This window comes from Enterobacter cloacae complex sp. P16RS2 (assembly GCF_014982155.1).
GTDB classification, from domain to species: Bacteria; Pseudomonadota; Gammaproteobacteria; order Enterobacterales; family Enterobacteriaceae; genus Enterobacter; species Enterobacter cloacae_M.
The window spans coordinates 97,410-117,955 of the sequence record NZ_JADCKW010000005.1 but is presented as its reverse complement, the minus strand read 5'-3'; the positions used below and the strand labels follow the sequence as shown (position 1 = coordinate 117,955).

Annotated in this window: 16 protein-coding genes and 1 riboswitch; of the genes, 6 read left to right on the top strand and 10 right to left on the bottom strand. The window is 55.7% G+C overall.

Annotated features, from left to right (window positions below):
• Positions 1 to 341 precede the first annotated feature (341 nt).
• Together murI and btuB are read right to left on the bottom strand one after the other, a co-directional pair.
• A complete protein-coding gene (gene murI / locus INF68_RS02175) occupies positions 342 to 1,193 on the bottom strand; it encodes a glutamate racemase (RefSeq protein ID WP_109846411.1) in 852 nt (283 codons plus the stop codon).
• Positions 1,138 to 2,985: a TonB-dependent vitamin B12 receptor BtuB gene (gene btuB, locus INF68_RS02170; RefSeq protein ID WP_126786971.1), complete on the bottom strand. Its 1,848-nt coding sequence runs from the start codon at positions 2,983 to 2,985 to the stop codon at positions 1,138 to 1,140. The genes murI and btuB overlap by 56 nt, the downstream gene beginning before the upstream one ends.
• 65 nt (positions 2,986 to 3,050) lie before the next feature.
• A riboswitch (cobalamin riboswitch) is annotated at positions 3,051 to 3,227 on the bottom strand.
• 104 nt (positions 3,228 to 3,331) lie between these two features.
• On the opposite strand from btuB, the gene trmA reads away from it, so the two are divergent.
• Positions 3,332 to 4,432: a tRNA (uridine(54)-C5)-methyltransferase TrmA gene (gene trmA / locus INF68_RS02165; RefSeq protein ID WP_126786972.1), complete on the top strand. Its 1,101-nt coding sequence runs from the start codon at positions 3,332 to 3,334 to the stop codon at positions 4,430 to 4,432.
• Between the two features lie 90 nt (positions 4,433 to 4,522).
• On the opposite strand, the gene INF68_RS02160 is transcribed toward trmA, so the two are convergent.
• Positions 4,523 to 4,882, bottom strand: coding sequence for a YijD family membrane protein (locus INF68_RS02160; RefSeq protein ID WP_045355521.1), 360 nt, complete (start codon positions 4,880 to 4,882; stop codon positions 4,523 to 4,525).
• Positions 4,883 to 4,891: 9 nt separating this feature from the next.
• A complete protein-coding gene (gene fabR, locus INF68_RS02155; RefSeq protein ID WP_008501784.1) occupies positions 4,892 to 5,530 on the bottom strand; it encodes an HTH-type transcriptional repressor FabR in 639 nt (212 codons plus the stop codon).
• Positions 5,531 to 5,726: 196 nt separating this feature from the next.
• Between fabR and sthA the strand changes: the two genes are divergently transcribed.
• Entirely contained in the window at positions 5,727 to 7,127 is a 1,401-nt protein-coding gene (sthA, locus tag INF68_RS02150) for a Si-specific NAD(P)(+) transhydrogenase (protein ID WP_008501785.1), read from the top strand.
• On the opposite strand, the gene oxyR is transcribed toward sthA, so the two are convergent.
• Positions 7,110 to 8,027 (bottom strand): DNA-binding transcriptional regulator OxyR, encoded by a 918-nt coding sequence (oxyR, locus tag INF68_RS02145; RefSeq protein WP_023309664.1) that lies wholly within the window; start codon positions 8,025 to 8,027, stop codon positions 7,110 to 7,112. The two genes, sthA and oxyR, sit on opposite strands and share 18 nt — an antisense overlap.
• 491 nt (positions 8,028 to 8,518) lie before the next feature.
• Between oxyR and ppc the strand changes: the two genes are divergently transcribed.
• Together ppc and INF68_RS02135 are read left to right on the top strand one after the other, a co-directional pair.
• On the top strand, positions 8,519 to 11,170 hold the full coding sequence (gene ppc / locus INF68_RS02140; RefSeq protein WP_023309665.1) for a phosphoenolpyruvate carboxylase: 2,652 nt from the start codon (positions 8,519 to 8,521) through the stop codon (positions 11,168 to 11,170).
• A 95-nt stretch (positions 11,171 to 11,265) separates the two neighbouring features.
• Positions 11,266 to 12,114 carry an AraC family transcriptional regulator gene (locus tag INF68_RS02135; RefSeq protein ID WP_126786974.1) on the top strand — a complete coding sequence of 283 codons (849 nt, stop codon included), beginning with the start codon at positions 11,266 to 11,268 and terminating at the stop codon, positions 12,112 to 12,114.
• Here the strand turns inward: INF68_RS02135 and INF68_RS02130 are convergent.
• The 5 genes from INF68_RS02130 to INF68_RS02110 are packed head-to-tail and all read right to left on the bottom strand — an operon-like array spanning position 12,101 to position 17,061.
• Positions 12,101 to 12,457 (bottom strand): PTS fructose-like transporter subunit IIB, encoded by a 357-nt coding sequence (locus INF68_RS02130; protein ID WP_023309667.1) that lies wholly within the window; start codon positions 12,455 to 12,457, stop codon positions 12,101 to 12,103. The genes INF68_RS02135 and INF68_RS02130 overlap by 14 nt on opposite strands.
• Before the next feature lie 2 nt (positions 12,458 to 12,459).
• The gene (locus INF68_RS02125) at positions 12,460 to 13,335 is read right to left on the bottom strand and encodes a [formate-C-acetyltransferase]-activating enzyme (protein WP_126786975.1); all 876 of its coding nucleotides are present in this window, start codon (positions 13,333 to 13,335) and stop codon (positions 12,460 to 12,462) included.
• On the bottom strand, positions 13,301 to 15,595 hold the full coding sequence (locus INF68_RS02120) for a formate C-acetyltransferase (protein ID WP_126786976.1): 2,295 nt from the start codon (positions 15,593 to 15,595) through the stop codon (positions 13,301 to 13,303). Before INF68_RS02120 ends, INF68_RS02125 begins: the two co-directional genes overlap by 35 nt.
• Before the next feature lie 51 nt (positions 15,596 to 15,646).
• A complete protein-coding gene (locus tag INF68_RS02115) occupies positions 15,647 to 15,967 on the bottom strand; it encodes a PTS fructose-like transporter subunit IIB (RefSeq protein ID WP_023309670.1) in 321 nt (106 codons plus the stop codon).
• Between the two features lie 14 nt (positions 15,968 to 15,981).
• Positions 15,982 to 17,061 (bottom strand): PTS fructose transporter subunit EIIC, encoded by a 1,080-nt coding sequence (locus INF68_RS02110; protein WP_126786977.1) that lies wholly within the window; start codon positions 17,059 to 17,061, stop codon positions 15,982 to 15,984.
• 305 nt (positions 17,062 to 17,366) lie between these two features.
• Between INF68_RS02110 and ptsP the strand changes: the two genes are divergently transcribed.
• Both ptsP and fsa read left to right on the top strand, forming a co-directional pair.
• A complete protein-coding gene (ptsP, locus tag INF68_RS02105; protein WP_126786978.1) occupies positions 17,367 to 19,868 on the top strand; it encodes a phosphoenolpyruvate--protein phosphotransferase in 2,502 nt (833 codons plus the stop codon).
• 14 nt (positions 19,869 to 19,882) lie between these two features.
• On the top strand, positions 19,883 to 20,545 hold the full coding sequence (gene fsa, locus INF68_RS02100) for a fructose-6-phosphate aldolase (protein WP_126786979.1): 663 nt from the start codon (positions 19,883 to 19,885) through the stop codon (positions 20,543 to 20,545).
• Position 20,546 lies beyond the last annotated feature (1 nt).

Below are 20,546 nucleotides of genomic sequence, written 5' to 3'. Positions count from 1 at the left end.
TATGTTCACTCAGAGACTTTGTATTCATTTATTTTAATAATATATTATTAATCCATGTCACTTTGAGTGCCCACACAGATTGTCTGATAAATTGTTAAAGAGCAGTGCAACGCGGCTTTCGCTCACCGTTGCGAGGTCCCGTATATTACGTTTTCCTCATTCAGAGTCAAGCGATTATTTTTGCTTTTCTCTGTCGGCGTTCATCTCTGAACCCCGCTAACCCGGCGGCCTGTAAGCCGTTGTTCCGTGTCAGTGGAGGCGCATTATAGGGAGTTCTCAGACGTTGACAACCCCTCTTTTAAAAAAAACTTTCAACCGTCTCTTTTTTGCTCAAAACCGTGCTACAGCGCCAGTTTTTCGAGCGTTTCAAAGCCATAACGGCGTAAAACGGGTAAAAGTTGGTCAGTCTCTTTCGTTATGGCCATACAAAACGCGATATTCGCGTCCGACGATTTCGCATCCGGCGCTTCATGCTCCAGCAGCCAGGCCGTACGACGGGCGATAGCCGCACCGGAATCCACCAGGCGCGTCCCCTCCGGCAACACCTCTAATAGCTCTTCCTGTAATAGCGGGAAGTGGGTGCAGCCCAGCACAACGGTATCCGGAGGTTCGGGCATCCGCAGCCACGGACGAAGAATACGACGCAGCTCGTCGAGTGATACCGCTTTTCCATGCAGCTTCGCTTCAGCCATCTCCACCAGCTCAGCCGAACCCAGCATCGCAATCTGGCATTCGTTGGCAAAACGGTCGATCAGCTCGCGGGTATAAGGACGCTTTACCGTGCCTCGCGTTGCCAGCAAACCCACAATGCCATTCGCCGTCAGGCGCGCGGCAGGCTTTATCGCAGGAACAACGCCCACAACCGGGAACTGGAATTTTTCACGCAGGGCGGGAAGAGAAACGGTGCTCGCCGTATTACAGGCGATGACGGCCAGCGCAAGGGGATAGCGCTTTTGTACCGCGGTGACGATTTCAACCACACGCTCAACAATAAAATCTTCGCTCTTTTCCCCATACGGGAAAGCGACGTTATCGAAGGCGTAGATGTAATGGAGATCCGGCAGGAGATGCCGAATCTCATCATAGACCGAAAGCCCACCGACGCCGGAATCAAATACCAGCACGGTGGGACGCGGATTAGAAGGTGTAGCTGCCAGACAAGGTGTATTCCCGTCCTGCAGTTTGGTAGCCATAAACTGTCTCGTAATCTTTATCGAACAGGTTGGCTATTTTACCACGAACTGTGAGATGTGAGGTGACAGGATACGAAACTGCGACATCCCAGAGGCTGACACCACCCATTTTTACTTTCTCAGACGGATAAGCACCAAAGTCAGTGTCGTAACGCGTACCGAGATAGTGATAAGTCAGGCTCCAGTCGAAATCATAGATCTGCGTGTCGAGCTGATATTTCACCTGCTGTTTAGCACGACGGTCCAGAAGTTCGTTGGTTGCGGCATTGCGGGCATCCACATAGTCGTAGCCTACAGTATGCGTCAACGGGCCCGTATCAAACGATGCTGTCGCTTCCACACCTTTAATGCGCGCTTTACCGACGTTGTAATATTGCTGAAGGTTATTATCGAAGTCGATGAGATTATCGACGTCATTACGGTAGCCGGATACGCGCCAGCTCACGCCCGCCGTCAGGCCTTCAAACGCACCTTCCCACTGCTTGCTCTCTTCTGGATCAAGATGGTCATTGCCATAGAAACCATAGAGTTGTCCCAGATTCGGAGCCTTATAGGCCGTACCATAAGAAGCAACGAAGCGGTAACCCTCCACGAACTCCCAGGCCGCACTACTTTGCCAGGTGCCATGGCGGCCGAACTGAGAGTTGTCATCGCTGCGAACCGCTCCTTCCAGAGTGAAGTCACCAAACTGCTGCAGCCCGGTCAGGTAAACGCCGGTGTTGCGCAGGTCGTAGCCGTTGGTCACGTAGTTTGTACCCGGCTCGGTGCTCTGCTTCTGCCAGTCAACGCCCGCGCCAATGTTTCCATGGCCAACATCAACGGAATTCAGCCACTGGACGTTGTACTGTTTGATTTCATCCAGGGTGGCTGTCGAATCGTAGCGGCCCAAATTTGGGTCGTAGTTATAGTCCTTGCTGTGGCTATAGCTGGTGAGCAGCTGTGAATGGAAGATGTCATCGTTGAAGCGCAATCCAGCATCCCAGGTCTGACTATAGAGCTGGCGGGTATCGACCAGTACATCGGGGGTAAATGAGCTGTAGTAACCGTCGTAGGCAGTACGGTTGCTGTAGCCAAAGCCGCGAACAAATCCGCTCCACTGCTCCGAGAATGCGTGATCCAGTGCACCATAGAGCGTTTTATTCATAAAGCCGTCGCGATCGGTCTGGGCAAGGCCACCATTGTTGCCGTCCGCAACCACATCAAACCCTTTGGTATAGGTGTAATCACCCGCAAGCGTGACGCGCGTGCTGTCGCCCAATGTTTGCTGAGTACTGCCGCCATAATTCTGGTAACCATGCGACCCTGCACCTGCATTCAGCGTGGTACCGTCCTTCGCGCGAGTGGTAATAATGTTTACGACTCCGCCGATCGCGTCCGAGCCGTATACCGCCGAACGCGGTCCACGAACATATTCGATACGCTGCACCAGGGAGATCGGGAACTGGCTGAGATCGGATGACCCCGTGACGCCCGCCTGGTTAAGGCGGATCCCATCAACAAGGATCAGGACGTGGCTGGAGTTGGTGCCGCGTATAAAGAGAGAAGAGAGTTGCCCCATCCCGCCACTTTGCGCCGTATCCACGCCGGGCAGGCGACGCATAACATCCAGGACTGAGGTTGATTGCCAACGGTCAATATCGGCACGCGTAACAACGGAGGTTGCAGCCAGAATAGTTTTTTCAGGTTGTTCAAAACGATTTGCCGTCACCACCAACGAGTCGGCGCTATCCTGCGCCCAGCCCGAAAATGCCGTGACGGACAACGCCGTCAACAGCGATACTTTTTTAATCATTGTTAAAGCATCCACAATATAAGAAGGATGCCGCAGGCCTCATCGATAGCACGCGATGATGAAACCAAATGCGACGTGATCCCGGCAGGTCTTCGGGCTAGGTGGCTATATAAGGATGAAGACTTCCCATTTTCACAGTGTCTACAACGCTCATCCCGCCAGACTTTACCGCTGCGCGTCAGCTCCAGATTTACACTGGATTCCCTTTTCACTCTCAAGAGACCGGAAACAGAATGCTACAATTAGACACGTATAGATGTCCAGACAGCTATTGCCCATTAAATCTGGACATCCCCTGAACAATGCCTACAATCCCCGCGTAATTCTTTATCACTCAGGACGCATCATGACCCCAGAACACCTCCCGACAGAACAGTACGACGCGCAGCTGGCAGAGAAAGTCGTCCGCCTGCAAAGTATGATGACGCCTTTCAACGCGCCCGTTCCCGAGGTGTTCCGCTCTCCCGTCAGCCACTACCGCATGCGCGCCGAGTTCCGCATCTGGCACGACGGCGACGACCTGTACCACATCATTTTCGATCAGCAGACGAAATCCCGTATCCGCGTGGACAGTTTTCCGGCGGCGAGCGAGCTCATTAACCAGTTGATGACGTTGATAATGGACGGCGTGCGCAACAATCCGGTACTGCGTAACAAGCTGTTCCAGATTGACTACCTGACCACGCAAAGCAATCAGGCGATTGTCTCTCTGCTGTATCACAAAGCGCTTAACGACGAGTGGCGCGAGCAGGCAGAAGCGCTGCGCGATGCGCTGCGCGCGCAGAACATCAACGTTCACCTGATTGGCCGCGCGACCAAAACCAAAATCATGCTGGATCAGGACTACATCGACGAGCGCCTGCCGGTGGCAGGTAAAGAGATGGTGTATCGTCAGGTCGAGAACAGCTTCACCCAGCCGAACGCTGCGATGAACGTGCAGATGCTGGAGTGGGCGCTGAAGGCGACGGAAGGGTCAACGGGCGATCTGCTTGAGCTCTACTGCGGTAACGGCAACTTCTCGCTGGCGCTGGCGCGTAACTTCGATCGCGTGCTGGCAACGGAAATCGCAAAGCCGTCGGTGGTAGCCGCGCAGTACAACATTGCCGCCAACCATATCGACAACGTGCAGATCATTCGTATGGCCGCAGAAGAGTTCACGCAGGCCATGAACGGCGTACGCCAGTTTAACCGCCTGGAAGGGATCGATCTCAAGAGCTACCAGTGTGAGACGATTTTTGTCGACCCGCCGCGCAGTGGCCTGGACAGCGAAACCGAGAAGATGGTGCAGGCGTACCCGCGTATTTTGTACATCTCCTGTAACCCGGAGACGCTGTGCAAGAACCTCGAAACATTAGGCCAGACGCACAAGGTTGAACGTCTGGCGCTGTTCGATCAGTTCCCGTATACGCACCATATGGAGTGCGGCGTACTGCTCACGGCGAAGTAATGTGGGGCTTGTAGGGCAGGTAAGCGAAGCGCCACCTGCCAAAAAAGCCGGATGGCGCTTCGCTTATCCGGCCTACAATGACGAAACCCTTTACTCTGATAACTGGCTCTTACGGCTACGCATGCGGGAGCCAATCCAGAACACCAGCGCCACAGACAGTACGGCAGGGAAGAAGTTAGAGCCGATATCCGGATATTCCGCGCGAACCACCGTGCTATACAGCAATACGCCCAGAATAAAGCAGGCAGCGGCCAGCCCCGGTAACCCCACCGGCATGGTGCGGTTCAGGTAACGTTGATGCAGGCAGTAAACCGTCAGCACCAGCGCAATAAGCGGGAAAATCGAAAACGGCACGATTGAGCTAAAAATAGCGGCAAACGTACCATTAATGGATAAGCCAGCGATCAATGCCAGCAACAGCGTCCCTTTATCCTGACCTGACTGTTTCATTACTCACCTTCACTCTTCGGTTTGATGTGCCAGTTTCTCTTGTTCACGGCGATACCAGTAGTACGCGCCTTTGGAGATCATCCTGAGCTGCAATACCAGCCGCTCTTCGAGCTGCTTGCGTTGTTCAATGCTGACATCCAGCGCTTCGGCACCCGCGCTGAAAACAATCGTCACCATCGCCTCGGCCTGTGCTTCAGTAAACGCGCGCGGCATATGGTTTTCGAGTTCAAGATAGTCGGCAAGTTCCGCGATGAAATGCTGGATTTCACGCGCGACGGCGGCACGAAACGCCGCCGATGTGCCCGAACGCTCGCGCAGAAGCAGACGAAACGCGTTGGGGTTATTGCCGATAAATTCCATAAAGGTCGATACGGAGGTGCGGATCACGCTGCCCCCTTTGGCGATACGCTGACGCGCCTGGCGCATCAGCTGGCGCAGCATCAGACCGCTCTCGTCGACCATGGTCAGGCCCAGTTCATCCACATCACGGAAATGACGATAGAAGGACGTTGGCGCAATCCCGGCCTCGCGTGCGACTTCGCGCAGGCTCAAACTGGCAAAACTTCGCTCAGCACTCAGTTGACTGAATGCGGCTTCCACCAGCGAACGCCGGGTTTTCTCTTTTTGTTGTGCTCTTACGCCCATCACGATAGTTGAATCCTTCCAAAGGCCTGATGGCACTATACCAGAGAATAAAATTAATCTGTTTGCCTGGCTTTGTGAATGATTGTTTACGTGCGGTTTGTGCTCCACTGCCCGAAAAAAGCACAACGATAATTGGGTTACCCTGGCAATGATGTTATGATTCTGTTGCTTTTATGTATAAGAACAGGTAAGCCTTACCATGCCACATTCCTACGATTACGACGCAATAGTTATTGGTTCCGGCCCCGGCGGCGAAGGTGCTGCTATGGGTCTGGTGAAACAGGGAGCCAGAGTAGCGGTCATCGAGCGCTACCATAATGTCGGCGGCGGTTGCACCCACTGGGGCACCATCCCTTCGAAAGCCCTCCGCCACGCCGTTAGCCGCATTATCGAATTTAACCAGAACCCTCTTTACAGCGACCACTCCCGACTTCTTCGTTCATCCTTTGCTGACATCCTGAATCACGCGGATACCGTTATTAACCAGCAAACACGCATGCGTCAGGGATTTTATGAGCGTAACCACTGTGAAATTTTGCAGGGCAACGCGCATTTTGTGGATGAACACACCCTGGCACTCGAATGCCACGACGGTTCGGTTGAAACCATCACGGCTGAAAAATTTGTTATCGCCTGCGGCTCACGCCCTTACCATCCCGCCGACGTGGACTTCTCGCACCCGCGCGTCTACGACAGCGACTCGATTCTGAGCCTGCACCATGAGCCTCGCCACGTCATTATCTATGGCGCAGGGGTCATTGGTTGCGAATATGCGTCGATCTTCCGTGGAATGGACGTCAAAGTTGACCTGATCAACACCCGTGACCGCCTCCTGGCGTTCCTCGATCAGGAGATGTCGGACTCCCTCTCCTACCACTTCTGGAACAGCGGCGTGGTGATTCGCCACAACGAAGAGTACGAGAAGATTGAGGGCTGTGACGACGGGGTGATCATGCACCTGAAGTCAGGTAAGAAGCTGAAAGCAGACTGCCTGCTGTACGCCAACGGTCGTACCGGCAACACCGATTCACTGCAGCTGGAAAATATCGGGCTTGAAACCGACAGTCGCGGTCAGCTGAAGGTCAACAGCATGTATCAGACCGCCCTGCCACACGTTTACGCGGTCGGCGACGTGATTGGCTACCCAAGCCTGGCCTCAGCCGCTTACGATCAGGGACGCATTGCCGCACAGGCGCTGGTAAAAGGCGAAGCGACGGCGCACCTGATCGAAGATATTCCGACGGGCATCTATACCATCCCGGAAATCAGTTCTGTCGGGAAAACCGAGCAGCAGCTGACGTCAATGAAGGTGCCTTACGAGGTGGGACGCGCCCAGTTTAAACATCTGGCGCGGGCGCAAATCGTGGGGATGAGCGTGGGAACGCTGAAGATCTTGTTCCATCGCGAGACCAAAGAGATCCTCGGCATTCACTGCTTTGGTGAACGCGCGGCGGAAATCATTCATATCGGCCAGGCGATAATGGAGCAGAAAGGCGGTGGTAACACCATTGAGTACTTCGTTAACACCACCTTTAACTACCCGACCATGGCGGAAGCCTATCGGGTAGCTGCGCTGAACGGCTTAAACCGCCTGTTTTAACGCGCTGTCGAAATGGCCATCCATCGAACCACGGATGGCCTCTGCCAGCTGCTCATAGCGGCTGCGCAGCGGTGAACCCGGACGATACACCAGGCCGATAGTGCGACGCGGCTCCGGCTTAATGCACGGCAGATAAACCACGCCATCACGTTTACGCTCGCGCGGCACGGCCAGCGCAGGCAGCAGCGTAATACCGCTTCCCGCCGCGACCATATTACGCAGCGTTTCCAGGCTGGTTGCGCGGAAATGGGTATCTTCATCCGCACCCGCTTCAAAGCAAAAGCCCATCGCCTGATCGCGCAGGCAGTGGCCATCTTCCAGCATCAGCAGCTTTTCACCGGCCAGATCGGCCATCGGTACGCGATCGCGGTTCGCCCACGGGTGATCTTCATAGATCGCCAGCATCATCGGCTCATCGAACAGCGGCACTTCAATAAAGGCTTCACTCTCTTTCACCAGCGCCAGAATGGCGCAGTCGAGCTTGCCGCTGTCTAACTGCGCCAGCAGCTGATGGGTCTGCGCTTCATGCAGGTACATTTCGAGTTTCGGGAACGTCTGGTGCAGCATCGGAATGATGTGCGGCAACAGGTACGGGCCAACGGTTGGGATCAGGCCAATATGCAGCGGGCCGGACATCGCCTCCCCCTGCTGGCTTGCCATTTCCTTGAGCACTTTGACCTCGCGCAGCACGGTGCGCGCCTGATCCACCAGCAGCAGACCTGCCTGTGTGAACAGAACCTTACGACTGGTGCGCTCCAGCAGCATCACGCCCAGCTCGTCTTCCAGCTTGCGGATCTGACCGCTCAGCGTGGGCTGGCTGACGTGGCAGGAGTCTGCCGCGCGGCGAAAGTGACGATGCTCGGCTAACGCTACCAGGTATTCAAGATCACGAATATTCATTATTCATCCTCCGTCGCCACGATAGTTCATGGCGATAGATAGCATAGCAACGAACGATTATCCCTATCAAGCATTCTGTTGAATAATACACCACATAGACGAGGCGGCACGTGTTTGACCCTTGACGTCCCCGCTCCGTCAGCGAGTTTCTCTCAAAACTCGAACAACTAAAGCCAACGTGAACTTTTGCGGACCCCGTGGTCCGCTTTTTTTTTTTGCGTAAAAAACCCCGCAGATAAAAGCAAAATGGCAACCGAAGCTGCCATTTTTCGTGTTTACCCCTTTTCCCCGGTACATTCTCATAAGCATCTCTTATCTGACGCAATGGGAATTAAATTTCGTAAATTGCCCTCATTTATTCGTTTGCTGAACCGTTTTCGCAGCAATTGACGACGGGGGTTTTACGTGGCTTTATAAGGGGAGATGACAAAATAATGTCCAGAAAATTTTCGCCTGGGCATAAACAAAAATGATGGGGTGACTGGGTTTTTATGAACGAACAATATTCCGCGTTGCGTAGTAATGTCAGTATGCTCGGCAAAGTGCTTGGAGATACCATCAAAGACGCGTTGGGGGAGAACATTCTCGACCGCGTTGAAACCATCCGCAAGCTGTCTAAATCTTCCCGTGCCGGTAACGAGGCCAGTCGTCAGGAGCTGCTCACCACCTTGCAGAACCTCTCAAACGATGAGCTGCTGCCCGTTGCACGCGCATTCAGCCAGTTCCTGAACCTGGCTAACACCGCTGAGCAATACCACAGCATTTCGCCAAATGGCGAAGCGGCAAGCAACCCGGAAGTCATTGCCCGCACCCTGCGTAAACTGAAAGACCAGCCAGACCTCAACGAAGCCACCATCAAAAAAGCGGTGGAGTCGCTTTCGCTGGAGCTGGTGCTGACCGCACACCCCACTGAAATTACCCGTCGCACCCTGATCCACAAAATGGTGGAAGTGAACAACTGTCTGAAGCAGTTGGATAACAAAGACATTGCCGACTACGAACGCAACCAGCTGATGCGCCGTCTGCGCCAGCTGATTGCCCAGTCCTGGCACACCGATGAAATTCGTAAGCATCGTCCAAGCCCGGTCGACGAAGCGAAATGGGGATTTGCGGTGGTGGAAAACAGCCTGTGGGAAGGGGTGCCTAACTACCTGCGCGAGCTGAACGAACAGCTGGAAGAGAACCTCGGCTACCGCCTGCCGGTCGACTTTGTTCCGGTCCGCTTCACCTCCTGGATGGGCGGCGACCGCGACGGCAACCCGAACGTGACCGCGGAAATCACCCGTCACGTCCTGCTCCTGAGCCGCTGGAAAGCGACCGATCTGTTCCTGAAAGACATTCAGGTACTGATCTCCGAGCTGTCGATGGTGGAAGCCACGCCGGAACTGCGCGCGCTCGCCGGCGAAGAAGGCGCCAGCGAGCCGTACCGTTTCCTGATGAAGAAACTGCGTGGTCAGCTGATGGCCACTCAGGCCTGGCTGGAAGCGCGTCTGAAAGGTCAGCGCCTGCCAAAACCAGAGGGTCTGCTCAGCCAGAACGAACAGCTCTGGGAGCCGCTGTATGCCTGTTATAAATCACTGCAGGCCTGCGGGATGGGCATCATCGCTAACGGCGAACTGCTCGACACCCTGCGCCGCGTGAAGTGTTTTGGCGTGCCGCTGGTGCGTATCGACGTACGTCAGGAAAGTACCCGTCATACCGAAGCGCTGGGCGAGCTGACCCGCTATCTCGGCATCGGCGACTATGAAAGCTGGTCCGAAGCCGACAAACAGGCCTTCCTGATCCGCGAGCTGAACTCGAAGCGCCCTCTGCTGCCGCGCAACTGGGAGCCAAGCAACGAAACCCGCGAAGTACTCAACACCTGTAAAGCGATCGTGGACGCGCCGAAAGGATCGGTGGCCGCCTATGTGATCTCCATGGCGAAGACCCCGTCAGATGTACTGGGCGTTCACCTTCTGCTGAAAGAAGCGGGAATCGACTACGCTCTGCCGGTCGCCCCGCTGTTTGAGACCCTCGACGACCTGAACAACGCCAACGACGTCATGACCCAGCTGCTGAATATCGACTGGTACCGCGGCTTTATTCAGGGCAAACAGATGGTGATGATTGGCTATTCCGACTCCGCGAAAGATGCGGGCGTGATGGCGGCATCCTGGGCGCAGTATCAGGCGCAGGACGCACTGATCAAAACCTGCGAGAAAGCCGGTATTGAGCTGACCCTGTTCCACGGACGCGGTGGCTCGATTGGCCGTGGCGGCGCGCCTGCACACGCAGCGCTGCTGTCGCAGCCGCCGGGAAGCCTCAAAGGCGGCCTGCGCGTCACCGAGCAGGGCGAGATGATCCGCTTCAAGTACGGTCTGCCGGAAGTGACCATCAGCAGCCTGTCGCTCTACACCAGCGCGATCCTGGAAGCAAACCTGCTGCCGCCGCCGGAGCCGAAAGCATCCTGGTGCCATATCATGGACGAGCTGTCTGATATCTCCTGCGATCTGTACCGCGGCTACGTGCGTGAAAACAAAGATTTCGTTCCTTACTTCCGCTCGGCCACGCCTGAGCAGGAGCTGGGTAAACTGCCGCTGGGCTCACGTCCTGCGAAGCGTCGCCCGACCGGTGGCGTAGAGTCTCTGCGCGCGATCCCGTGGATCTTCGCCTGGACGCAGAACCGTTTGATGCTGCCCGCCTGGCTGGGTGCCGGTGCCGCACTGCAAAAAGTGGTGGAAGACGGTAAACAGAACGAACTGGAAACCATGTGCCGCGACTGGCCGTTCTTCTCTACCCGTCTGGGCATGCTGGAGATGGTCTTCTCGAAAGCTGACCTGTGGCTGGCGGAATACTACGACCAGCGTCTGGTGAAACCAGAGCTGTGGGCGCTCGGTAAAGAGCTGCGCGAACTGCTGGAAGGCGACATCAAAGTGGTACTGGACATCGCCAACGACTCACATCTGATGGCGGACCTGCCGTGGATTGCCGAGTCTATTCAGCTGCGTAACATCTACACCGACCCGCTGAACGTCCTGCAGGCAGAGCTGCTGCACCGTTCACGTCTGGCAGAAGAAGAAGGGAAAGAGCCGGATCCGCGCGTTGAACAGGCGCTGATGGTGACGATTGCGGGCGTTGCGGCAGGTATGCGTAACACCGGCTAATGCTTTACGCCCGGCGGCGCTACGCTTGCACGGGCCTACGATACGTAGGCCGGGTAAGCGTTAGCGCCGCCCAGCAATACCCTGGTATCCACACCATGCACCACGAGATTACCCACATCCTGACTGACCTGATCAACGGCACAACGCCGCTGCGTCAGGTGCATTTTGCGAACCCAGCGATCCCCGCCCCCGAACTTGCCCTGCAGGTCGATTTTCCACGTCTGGAGATCGCGATCGAAGGTTCAATGAAAGACCAGGCTGGCTGCGTTTTAAAGCAGGGGGATGTTTTATACGTCCCGGCTGGCGGCTGGAATAATCCACATTGGCAAGCACCCGCAACCACGCTGAGTATCCTGTTTGGCAAACAGCAGCTTGGGTTTAGCCTTTTGCATTGGGACGGTGAAGACGTTCGAAATCTGGCAAAGCAGCACGTTGCCCGCCGCGGTCCGCGTATTGGATCGCTACTCTTACAGACGCTCCATGAAATCCAGATGCAACCGCATGAGCAGCAAACCGCGAGGCTGATTATCGCCAGCCTGCTTAGCCACTGCGTGGACCTTCTGGGGAGTCAGATCCAAACCGCCTCCCGCAGTCAGGCTCTGTTTGAAGCGATTCGGGTCTATATTGACGAACACTACGCCACTCCCCTTACCCGGGAATCCGTCGCGCAGGCGTTTTATATCTCTCCAAACTACCTGTCGCATCTGTTCCAGAAAACGGGCGCAGTGGGTTTTAATGAATACCTGACGCATACCCGGCTGGAACACGCGCGCCAGCTGTTGAAAGGGTATGATTTAAAAGTGAAAGAGGTGGCGCATGCCTGCGGATTTGTCGACAGCAACTATTTCTGTCGGTTATTTCGCAAGAACACGGAGCGTTCGCCGTCAGAATACCGTCGCCAGTATCACAGCCAGCTCACCGGGAAGGGTGCTAGTCCAGAATGATCTGAGTTTGCTGCGGAGCGGATAGCATTTTACGCACCGCGCCCATCACCTTTTGTGGGTCACGTAAAAAGGCGTTAATACCGCACTTTACGTAGCGCGTATGCTCAAAACGTTCACTGCCCGCCAGTTCGATATCAGTAATGAGCAATACGACATCAGCACGCCGGATGTCCTCTTCCGTAAGCTCACTCTCAACGCCCAGCGCTCCCTGCGTCTCAATGTTAACGCTCCACTTCTCCTGCTGGCAGAGCTTTTCCAGCCGTTCGGCAGCCATATAGGTATGTGCGACGCCACTGACGCACGCGGTCACCGCCACCAGATGACGTCCCGCTATCACTGTCATGTTCAGCCTCCCAGGGTAACATTGAAACCTTCGCACTCGGCCAGTTGACGCATCGCTGACACCTCATCTTCTGTCGGCGGGATCGCTTGCCGCATTCCCCACACCTGTCCCAGCAGACGGTATTTTGGCTCCCCATACTGATGGAAGGGCAATAAATGCAGCTGCCGTATTCCTGAAGGTAACAGGAAAGCCAGCACGCGCGCCATGTTCGTTTCGTTAAGCGTATAGCCAGGAATAAGCGGGACGCGGGGAATCACGTTTATCCCGTCAGCCACCAGCTGACGGAAATTATCCAGCACCCTGGGGAGATTCATAGACAAAACGGATTGGGCCAGCGCCGTGTCCATGATCTTCAAATCAAACAGCACTTCATCACACTGGTGAGCCAGCGGCATTAATCGGGACAAAGGCGCATCGCCTGCCGTTTCGATGGCCGTATGCACGCCGAAACGACGCAGCCTCTGGAGAAACTGAGTTGCGAAAGGCGCCTGCAGCAACACTTCCCCGCCCGAAAGCGTCACCCCGCCTCCCGAGGAACGAAAGAAGACATCGTCTTTCATCACCTCGTTTTCCAGCCCATCCAGGGTCACATCGCGCCCGATGTGCTCGAACGCGCCGGAGGGACACTCCTCAGCGTCCCGCAGGCAGGGAGCACAGTGCAGGCATTTGCTCTCCCAGCGCACCGTCTCGATTTTCGGCGAAATCGACTCCGGATTCGCACACCACGGACAGCGGTGAGGGCAGCCTTTAAAAAAAACCACCGTGCGGATGCCGCTTCCGTCGTTCAGTGAGTAGCGCTGGATGTTGAAAATACGCGCCACGTCGACGCGCGTTTCAACCACGTCACAGCTGATGCGCTGTGCGGCGGATAATGTCATCCTGGATCTCCTTCGATAACTCGACAAAGAAGGCGCTGTAGCCGGCAACGCGCACCACCAGCCCGGCAAAATCCTGTGGACGCTGTTGCGCTTCACGCAATGTTTCCGCGTTCACCACGTTAAACTGGATATGCTGCAGCTTAAGCTGGGTGAAAGCGCGAAGGAAATCCGCCAGCTTTTGCAGCCCGGTATCGCCTTCCAGCGTCGCAGGGGTAAATTTAACGTTTAGCAGCGTGCCGTTAGATAACAGATAGTTATCCAGCTTGCTTACCGATTTCAGTACCGCCGTCGGACCCTGCATATCTTGCCCCAGCATCGGCGATAGCCCACCGTCTGCCAGTTGCTCTCCCGCAAAGCGCCCATCGGGCGTTGCCCCCACCACCGCCCCCAGCGGTACGTGTGCCGATACGGTATAAGAACCCGGCGTGAACTGCCCGCCGCGCGGGTTCCGGTATTTTTCGACCTCTTTACAGTAGTGACGCAGCAGTTCAGCGCTGATGTTGTCGACATCATCGACATCATTGCCGTATTTTTCGAAGCGATTGATCAACCGGGCGCGGATTTTTTTGCCCTCAGACGTGGCAAAGTTAGCGTTTAACACGGCTAACAGCTCGTCAAAACTTAAGCGCTGCTGTTCAAACACCAGCCCTTTCAGGGCGTGCAGCGAGTCGCTCAAATTCGCTATCCCGATGCCCTGCACGCCGGAAAAGTTATAGCGTGCGCCACCGTCAGTGATGTCTTTTCCCGCATCCAGACAATCGCTAATAAATGAAGAGAGCAACGGCACCGGAGCCCAGTCACGATGGCCGATATCGCAGATATTGCTCCCCTCGACCATCAGAGCAATGTAGTGATTAATTTTGGCACGAATATGCCCCAGCAGGCCTTCATAACTCAGCGCTGCGTTGCCTTCATTCTCCTGCATCGCGATTTCCATTACCTTTAGCAGGTTAAACATCGCGATATCGTGCAGACCGTAGGTTTTACCCGGAATCGACAGTTCTACACAGCCAACCACCGCGTAGTCGCGCGCATCTTCCAGCGACACCCCCCGATTGAGGAAGGCAGGCACCACCACTTCATCGTTAAAGATCTGCGGGATGCCGGTGCCCAGGCGAATCGTCTCCGCCGTTTTCAGCAGGAAGGGCCGGTCGATAAGCTCGTTAACCCGTACGCCGAGGTTCGGTTGAGGAAGCTGAACGCTCTGGTAAGCATCCAGACACAGGAAGGAAAGCACGTTCACCGCGCTACGCCCGCTCTCCGTCAGGCCACCCAATAGTGCGGTATACCCGGTCGGGAATCCGGCAAAATAGCGGGCGCTGCTGGTCGAGCGTAAAAGAACCACGTCATTGCACTTCACCCACAGCGATTCCAGAATCTCTTTCAGGAAAGCGGGCGCTTCGCCCTGTGAGAGCGAGGCCTGATAAAAGGGCAGCATATACTGGTCAAAGCGCCCGATGGAGAGCGAGCTGGCGTTGGATTCATACTGCAAAATGACGTTCATGTACCAGAAGAGCTGACACGCCTGCCAGAACGTTTGCGGCTTATGCTGCGCGTTATGGCGCGAGATTTCTGCAATCTTCCGTAATTCTTCACTCCGCGCTGCGTCACTGCTTTCAGCCAACTCTTCAGCCAGTGATGCATAGCGCAGTATATGACGCTGGGAAGCTTCCAGCAGAATCAGTGCGGCGGCATAGAACGTGTTCTGCGCATCGCGGGCGCAGTGCTCGCGCAATTCCTCCACCAGCGCACCCAGGCCGTTATTGAGCAGGCGCGGATAATCAATAATGATATGCCCCTGCCCTTTGTCGGTCTGGTTGACGCTGAAAATTTGCGTCCCCACAGCGGCTTTCACCTCATCCGTCATCTGGCTGTTGATGAAATCCTTCATCGACCGTTTTTCCCAGTAGGGATACAGCACGTCACGGTAGATCTGCTTATCTTCTTCGCTGATTTCAAAGCGGTCCTGCGGACGCGTGGCAAACTGGTCCAGCTCCTTAAGCAGCCAGTACGGATCCATCTCAGGAGACATGATGCCTGCACGCGGTTTAACGGTCCGGTTGCCGGCAATCAGTTCCTCATCACGAATCGCGATGTTCACATGGTCAAGAATGTACGCCGTGGCTTTTGCACGTCTGAGGATTACCGGCTCGCCTTCCGTCTGCTGATGGCTGGCGGTATAGAGCAAAGCACGCTCAAGCGAGATTTCACGCGGACTGGCAAAAAGTGCGTCTTTCAAACGCTGGGTACGATTCGTCATGAGGGAACTCCTGTAACGGAAAACGAGCCCGCCCCGAAGGGCGGGAGAGCGTCAGGCGGTTTGCGCCAGGTGGGCATCAATCTTGTTCATGATGGCGTCGGCGCGTTTTACCGCGTCGCTAATGTTGACGCGCACGATGGTTTTCCCGGCAAAGCGCTCTTCAAATTTAATGCCGATATCTTTGGTCAGGATCACCATATCCGCTGCGGCGATATCCTCAGCATTCAGCTCGTTCTCAAGACCAATCGACCCCTGCGTTTCAACCTTCACTTCCCAGCCTTTGGCCTTAGCTGCGCTTTCTAGCGCTTCGGCCGCCATGTAGGTATGGGCAACGCCTGACGGGCATGCTGTTACTGCGATAATTCGGGCCATGTTCTCTTCCTCACTCAGTTAATTTCAAAATCCAGATCCAGGTCGTCCTCTTTTTCCTCGACCTGTTTTGCATTCTTGCGGGCAATACTCTTCAGCACGTTGACGCTAATGGCCGTCACCACCGCCCCTACGGCAACCGCCGCGATGTAGCCCAGTTTGCCTTCCACCACAGGGAGAACAATAAGTCCGCCCCAGCCGGCATAACATTGCGCCCCCATCACGGCAGCCGTCACTGCGCCACACGCGGATCCCAGCATGATGGAGGGAATAACGCGCAGAGGATCGGCAGCGGCGAACGGAATGGCCCCTTCGGTAACCCCCACGCAGCCCATCACTAATGCAGCCTTACCCGCTTCACGCTCTTCACCGGTAAAATTCTTGCGGTTAATCAGCGTCGCCAGGCCTAATCCCAGCGGTGGCACACAGATACCGACTGCCGCAATCGCCACCACGGTGTAGACGCTCTGAGCAACGCAGATCAGCATGAAGGCATAGGCGACTTTATTAATCGGGCCGCCCATGTCGAAGGCCAGCATCAACCCCATGATGACGGCCAACACAACGATGCTGCCCTGCTGCATCCCTTGCAGCCACTGGGTTAAGCCCGTCGTCAACGCACCAACAGGTTCGCCCAGACCCCACATCATGATGCCTGCGGTAACAAAGGTGCCGATGATAGGGATGATGAAGATAGGCATGACGGAGCGCAGGACTTTCGGGACCGGCAGTTTTTTCAGATACCAGACCACAATCCCGCCGAGGATCCCGGCAATAATGGCGCCGAAGAAACCGGCACCGAAGCTGTTACCGACCCACGCGGCAATAGCGCAGGGAGCAAGCGCGGCGCGCTCGGCAATGGAATAGCCAATATAGGCGGCCAGGAAAGGCACCATCAGCGTTAACCCCGCCACGCCGATATCAAATAGCTGTTTGAGGTTAGGATCGGTTGCGGCATCCGGTACCGCGCCCTTGCCGTACAGCATGACCGAAACCGCCAGCAAAATACCGCCCGCGACCACGAACGGGATCATGTGCGACACCCCGGTCATCAGATGCTGCCGCGTGTTCTTGAGAATATGCACCAACTCTTTCATATGTCGCTCCTGGCCTAAAACCATAAAGATGTTGTGGCAAACAATAGGCAATCAGGAAGACGGTGGACAGGAGACAAAAAGGCCATTTACTGGATTTTTGTAATATCGAAATAAAAATGCGATCCGCCTCGACATTTCGGATAGACGTTACGCATAAGACAAACCACCATAACCTGTGAGTCAAATCTCACTTTTCAGCTGATATTACATTTGTCCAGCTTTTGGCAGATTTGTCACATGGCGCGCGCCATCAACACACTCGTATGCTGTTCCCCAATGAATGATGATGAGTTTCAGGAGTGTGTATGGCTCTGGTAGTGGAATTTACCTGTGAATTGCCCAACGGTGTTCACGCGCGTCCGGCAAGTCATGTGGAGACGCTGTGCAATACGTTTATCTCACAGATCGAGTGGCACAACCTGCGCACAGACCGCAAAGGGAATGCCAAGAGCGCACTGGCACTTATTGGCACCGACACGCTGGCAGGCGACGCCTGTCGTCTGGTGATCCACGGTGAAGATGAGCAGAGCGCCCATCAACAGCTGGAACAATGGCTCCGGGAAGAGTTTCCCCACTGCGACGCGCCGCTTGCGAAAGCCCCTAATACCGAGCTTGATCCGCTGCCAGAATCTCTCACGCGCCTTAATCCAACGCTTTTTCGCGCCCTGCCCGTTTGCAGCGGCAGCGCCCGGGGCGTGTTAACCTTGCAGACCTCGCTGGATCTCAATGCACTGACGGATTTACCCGACGCGAAAAACGTGGAAGAAGAGCAGTCAGCGCTGGATAAAGGCCTCACCCTGCTGGTGAAAAACATTGAGCTGCGCGCGCTGGACAGCGACAGCACCGCCAGCGCCATTCTTGAGGCACATCGATCGCTGGCGACAGATACCGCTTTACGCCAGCATCTGCTTGCGGGCGTGAGTCAGGGGCTAAGCTGCGCGCAAGCGACAATCGCCACAGCCAACCATTTCTGCGATGCGTTCTCTCGTTCCAGCAGCAGCTATCTGCAGGAACGCGTGCTGGATGTGCGCGATGTTTGCTATCAGCTGCTGCAGCAAATCTACGGTGAACAGCGCTTCCCCGCGCCGGGCCAGCTGACGCAGCCGACCGTTTGTCTGGCGGATGATCTTACGCCCGGCCAGTTCCTGGAGCTCGATAAAACCTTGCTTAAGGGGCTGCTGTTAAAAAGCGGCGGAACAACCTCGCACACCGTTATTCTTGCACGTTCCTTTAATATTCCGACGCTGGTCGGCGTCGACAGTGAAAGCCTGCTGCAGTGGCGCAATAAGCCCGTATTTATTGATGGCAATGCCGGTGCGGTCGTGGTCAACGCCAGCGATGCGGTGGCGCGCTACTACCGCCAGGAAGCACGGGTACATCAGGCACTACGCGAGCAGCAGCGCATCTGGCTCGATCGGGAAGCCAGAACCGCCGATGACCTGCGCATTGAGATCGCCGCAAACATCGCCCACGCGGTGGAAGCGCAGGCAGCATTCGGGAAAGGCGCCGAGGGCGTTGGCCTGTTTCGCACCGAAATGCTGTATATGGACCGTACCAGCGCGCCCGGCGAAAACGAGCTGTACAACATTTTCTGTCAGGCGCTGGAAAGCGCAAACGGGCGCAGCATTATCGTGCGCACCATGGATATCGGCGGCGATAAACCGGTGGCGTACCTGAATATCCCGGCCGAAAACAACCCGTTCCTCGGCTACCGCGCCGTACGTATTTACGAAGAGTATGCAGCCCTTTTCACCACTCAGCTTCGGGCGATCCTGCGCGCCTCTGCTCACGGCAGCCTGAAGATCATGATCCCGATGATCTCTTCTATGGAAGAGATCCTGTGGGTGAAAGAGAAACTTGCTGAAGCGAAACAGCAGCTCCGGGATGAACACATTCCGTTCGATGAAAAAATCCCGCTCGGCATCATGCTGGAAGTACCTTCGGTGATGTTCATCATCGATCAGTGCTGCGAAGAAATTGATTTCTTTAGCATTGGCAGCAATGACCTGACGCAGTATCTACTGGCCGTCGACCGCGACAACGCCAAAGTCACACGCCACTACAACAGCCTGAACCCGGCCTTCCTGAGGGCGCTGGATTATGCGGTACAGGCCGTCCATCACCAGGGGAAATGGATTGGCCTGTGCGGAGAGCTGGGCGCAAAAGGTTCAGTGCTGCCGTTGCTGGTGGGTCTGGGACTGGACGAGCTGAGCATGGGGTCGCCCGCTATTCCGGCAACCAAAGCGCGCCTGGCACAGCTTGATAGCCGCGCCTGCCGCCAGCTGCTGAACCAGGCCATGGCGTGTCGCACTTCGCTTGAAGTGGAACACCTGCTGGCGCAGTTCCGCATGAATCAGCAGGACACGCCGCTGGTCACACCTCGCTGCATTTCGCTGGACAATGACTGGAACAGCAAAGAAGAGGTTATGAAAGGAATGACCGATAACCTGCTGCTCGCCGGACGTTGCCGCTACCCCCGCAAACTGGAGGCCGACCTGTGGGCGCGCGAGGCCGTCTTCTCCACCGGGCTCGGCTTTAGCTTTGCTATCCCGCACAGCAAGTCTGAGCATATTGAGCAATCCACCATCAGCGTTGCGCGCCTGAAATCCCCCGTCATGTGGGGAGATGAAGAAGCACAGTTCATCATCATGCTTACGCTGAACAAACACGCCGCTGGCGATCAGCATATGCGTATTTTCTCCCGCCTGGCCCGCCGCATCATGCATGACGATTTCCGCAGTGCGCTGGTCAACGCCAGCTCAGAAGAGGCCATCGCCTCCCTGCTGCAACACGAATTAGAACTCTGAAACGAGGAAGAGTAATGGAACTGTATCTGGATACCGCCAACGTGGCGGAAGTTGAACGTCTGGCCCGCATCTTCCCTATTGCGGGCGTTACCACCAACCCGAGCATCATTGCCGCCAGCCATGAATCCATCTGGGACGTGCTCCCGCGCCTGCAAAAAGCCACTGGACCGGAAGGCACGCTGTTTGCTCAAACCATGAGCCGCGATGCAGAAGGCATGGTAGCGGAGGCAAAACGTTTGAGTAACGCCGTCCCCGGCATCGTGGTGAAAATCCCGGTGACGGCTCAGGGGCTCATCGCGATTAAGGCATTGAAAAAAGAGGGTATAACCACGCTGGGGACCGCCGTTTATAGCGCGGCACAAGGTTTGCTCGCCGCGCTGGCAGGCGCGAAATATGTCGCGCCGTACGTAAACCGCGTCGATGCGCAGGGCGGTGACGGCATTCGCATGGTCCAGGAGCTGCAATCCCTGCTGGAACTGCACGCGCCGGAAAGCAAAGTGCTGGCCGCCAGCTTCAAAACGCCGCGGCAGGCGCTGGACTGCCTGCTCGCCGGATGTGAAGCAATCACGCTTCCCTTAGACGTAGCGCAACAAATGCTCGGCACGCCAGCGGTAGAGTCAGCCATAGAGAAGTTCGAGCAGGACTGGAAAAACGCGTTTGGTAACCTCAACCTCTAAG

Coding starts and splice junctions, on each gene's coding strand:
- ptsP (WP_126786978.1), top strand. CDS start 17,367: ATGGCTCTGGTAGTGGAATTTACCTGTGAATTGCCCAACGGTGTTCAC.
- INF68_RS02110 (WP_126786977.1), bottom strand. CDS start 17,061: ATGAAAGAGTTGGTGCATATTCTCAAGAACACGCGGCAGCATCTGATG.
- btuB (WP_126786971.1), bottom strand. CDS start 2,985: ATGATTAAAAAAGTATCGCTGTTGACGGCGTTGTCCGTCACGGCATTT.
- INF68_RS02115 (WP_023309670.1), bottom strand. CDS start 15,967: ATGGCCCGAATTATCGCAGTAACAGCATGCCCGTCAGGCGTTGCCCAT.
- INF68_RS02135 (WP_126786974.1), top strand. CDS start 11,266: ATGCACCACGAGATTACCCACATCCTGACTGACCTGATCAACGGCACA.
- INF68_RS02130 (WP_023309667.1), bottom strand. CDS start 12,457: ATGACAGTGATAGCGGGACGTCATCTGGTGGCGGTGACCGCGTGCGTC.
- trmA (WP_126786972.1), top strand. CDS start 3,332: ATGACCCCAGAACACCTCCCGACAGAACAGTACGACGCGCAGCTGGCA.
- murI (WP_109846411.1), bottom strand. CDS start 1,193: ATGGCTACCAAACTGCAGGACGGGAATACACCTTGTCTGGCAGCTACA.
- INF68_RS02125 (WP_126786975.1), bottom strand. CDS start 13,335: ATGACATTATCCGCCGCACAGCGCATCAGCTGTGACGTGGTTGAAACG.
- fsa (WP_126786979.1), top strand. CDS start 19,883: ATGGAACTGTATCTGGATACCGCCAACGTGGCGGAAGTTGAACGTCTG.
- INF68_RS02120 (WP_126786976.1), bottom strand. CDS start 15,595: ATGACGAATCGTACCCAGCGTTTGAAAGACGCACTTTTTGCCAGTCCG.
- ppc (WP_023309665.1), top strand. CDS start 8,519: ATGAACGAACAATATTCCGCGTTGCGTAGTAATGTCAGTATGCTCGGC.
- INF68_RS02160 (WP_045355521.1), bottom strand. CDS start 4,882: ATGAAACAGTCAGGTCAGGATAAAGGGACGCTGTTGCTGGCATTGATC.
- oxyR (WP_023309664.1), bottom strand. CDS start 8,027: ATGAATATTCGTGATCTTGAATACCTGGTAGCGTTAGCCGAGCATCGT.
- sthA (WP_008501785.1), top strand. CDS start 5,727: ATGCCACATTCCTACGATTACGACGCAATAGTTATTGGTTCCGGCCCC.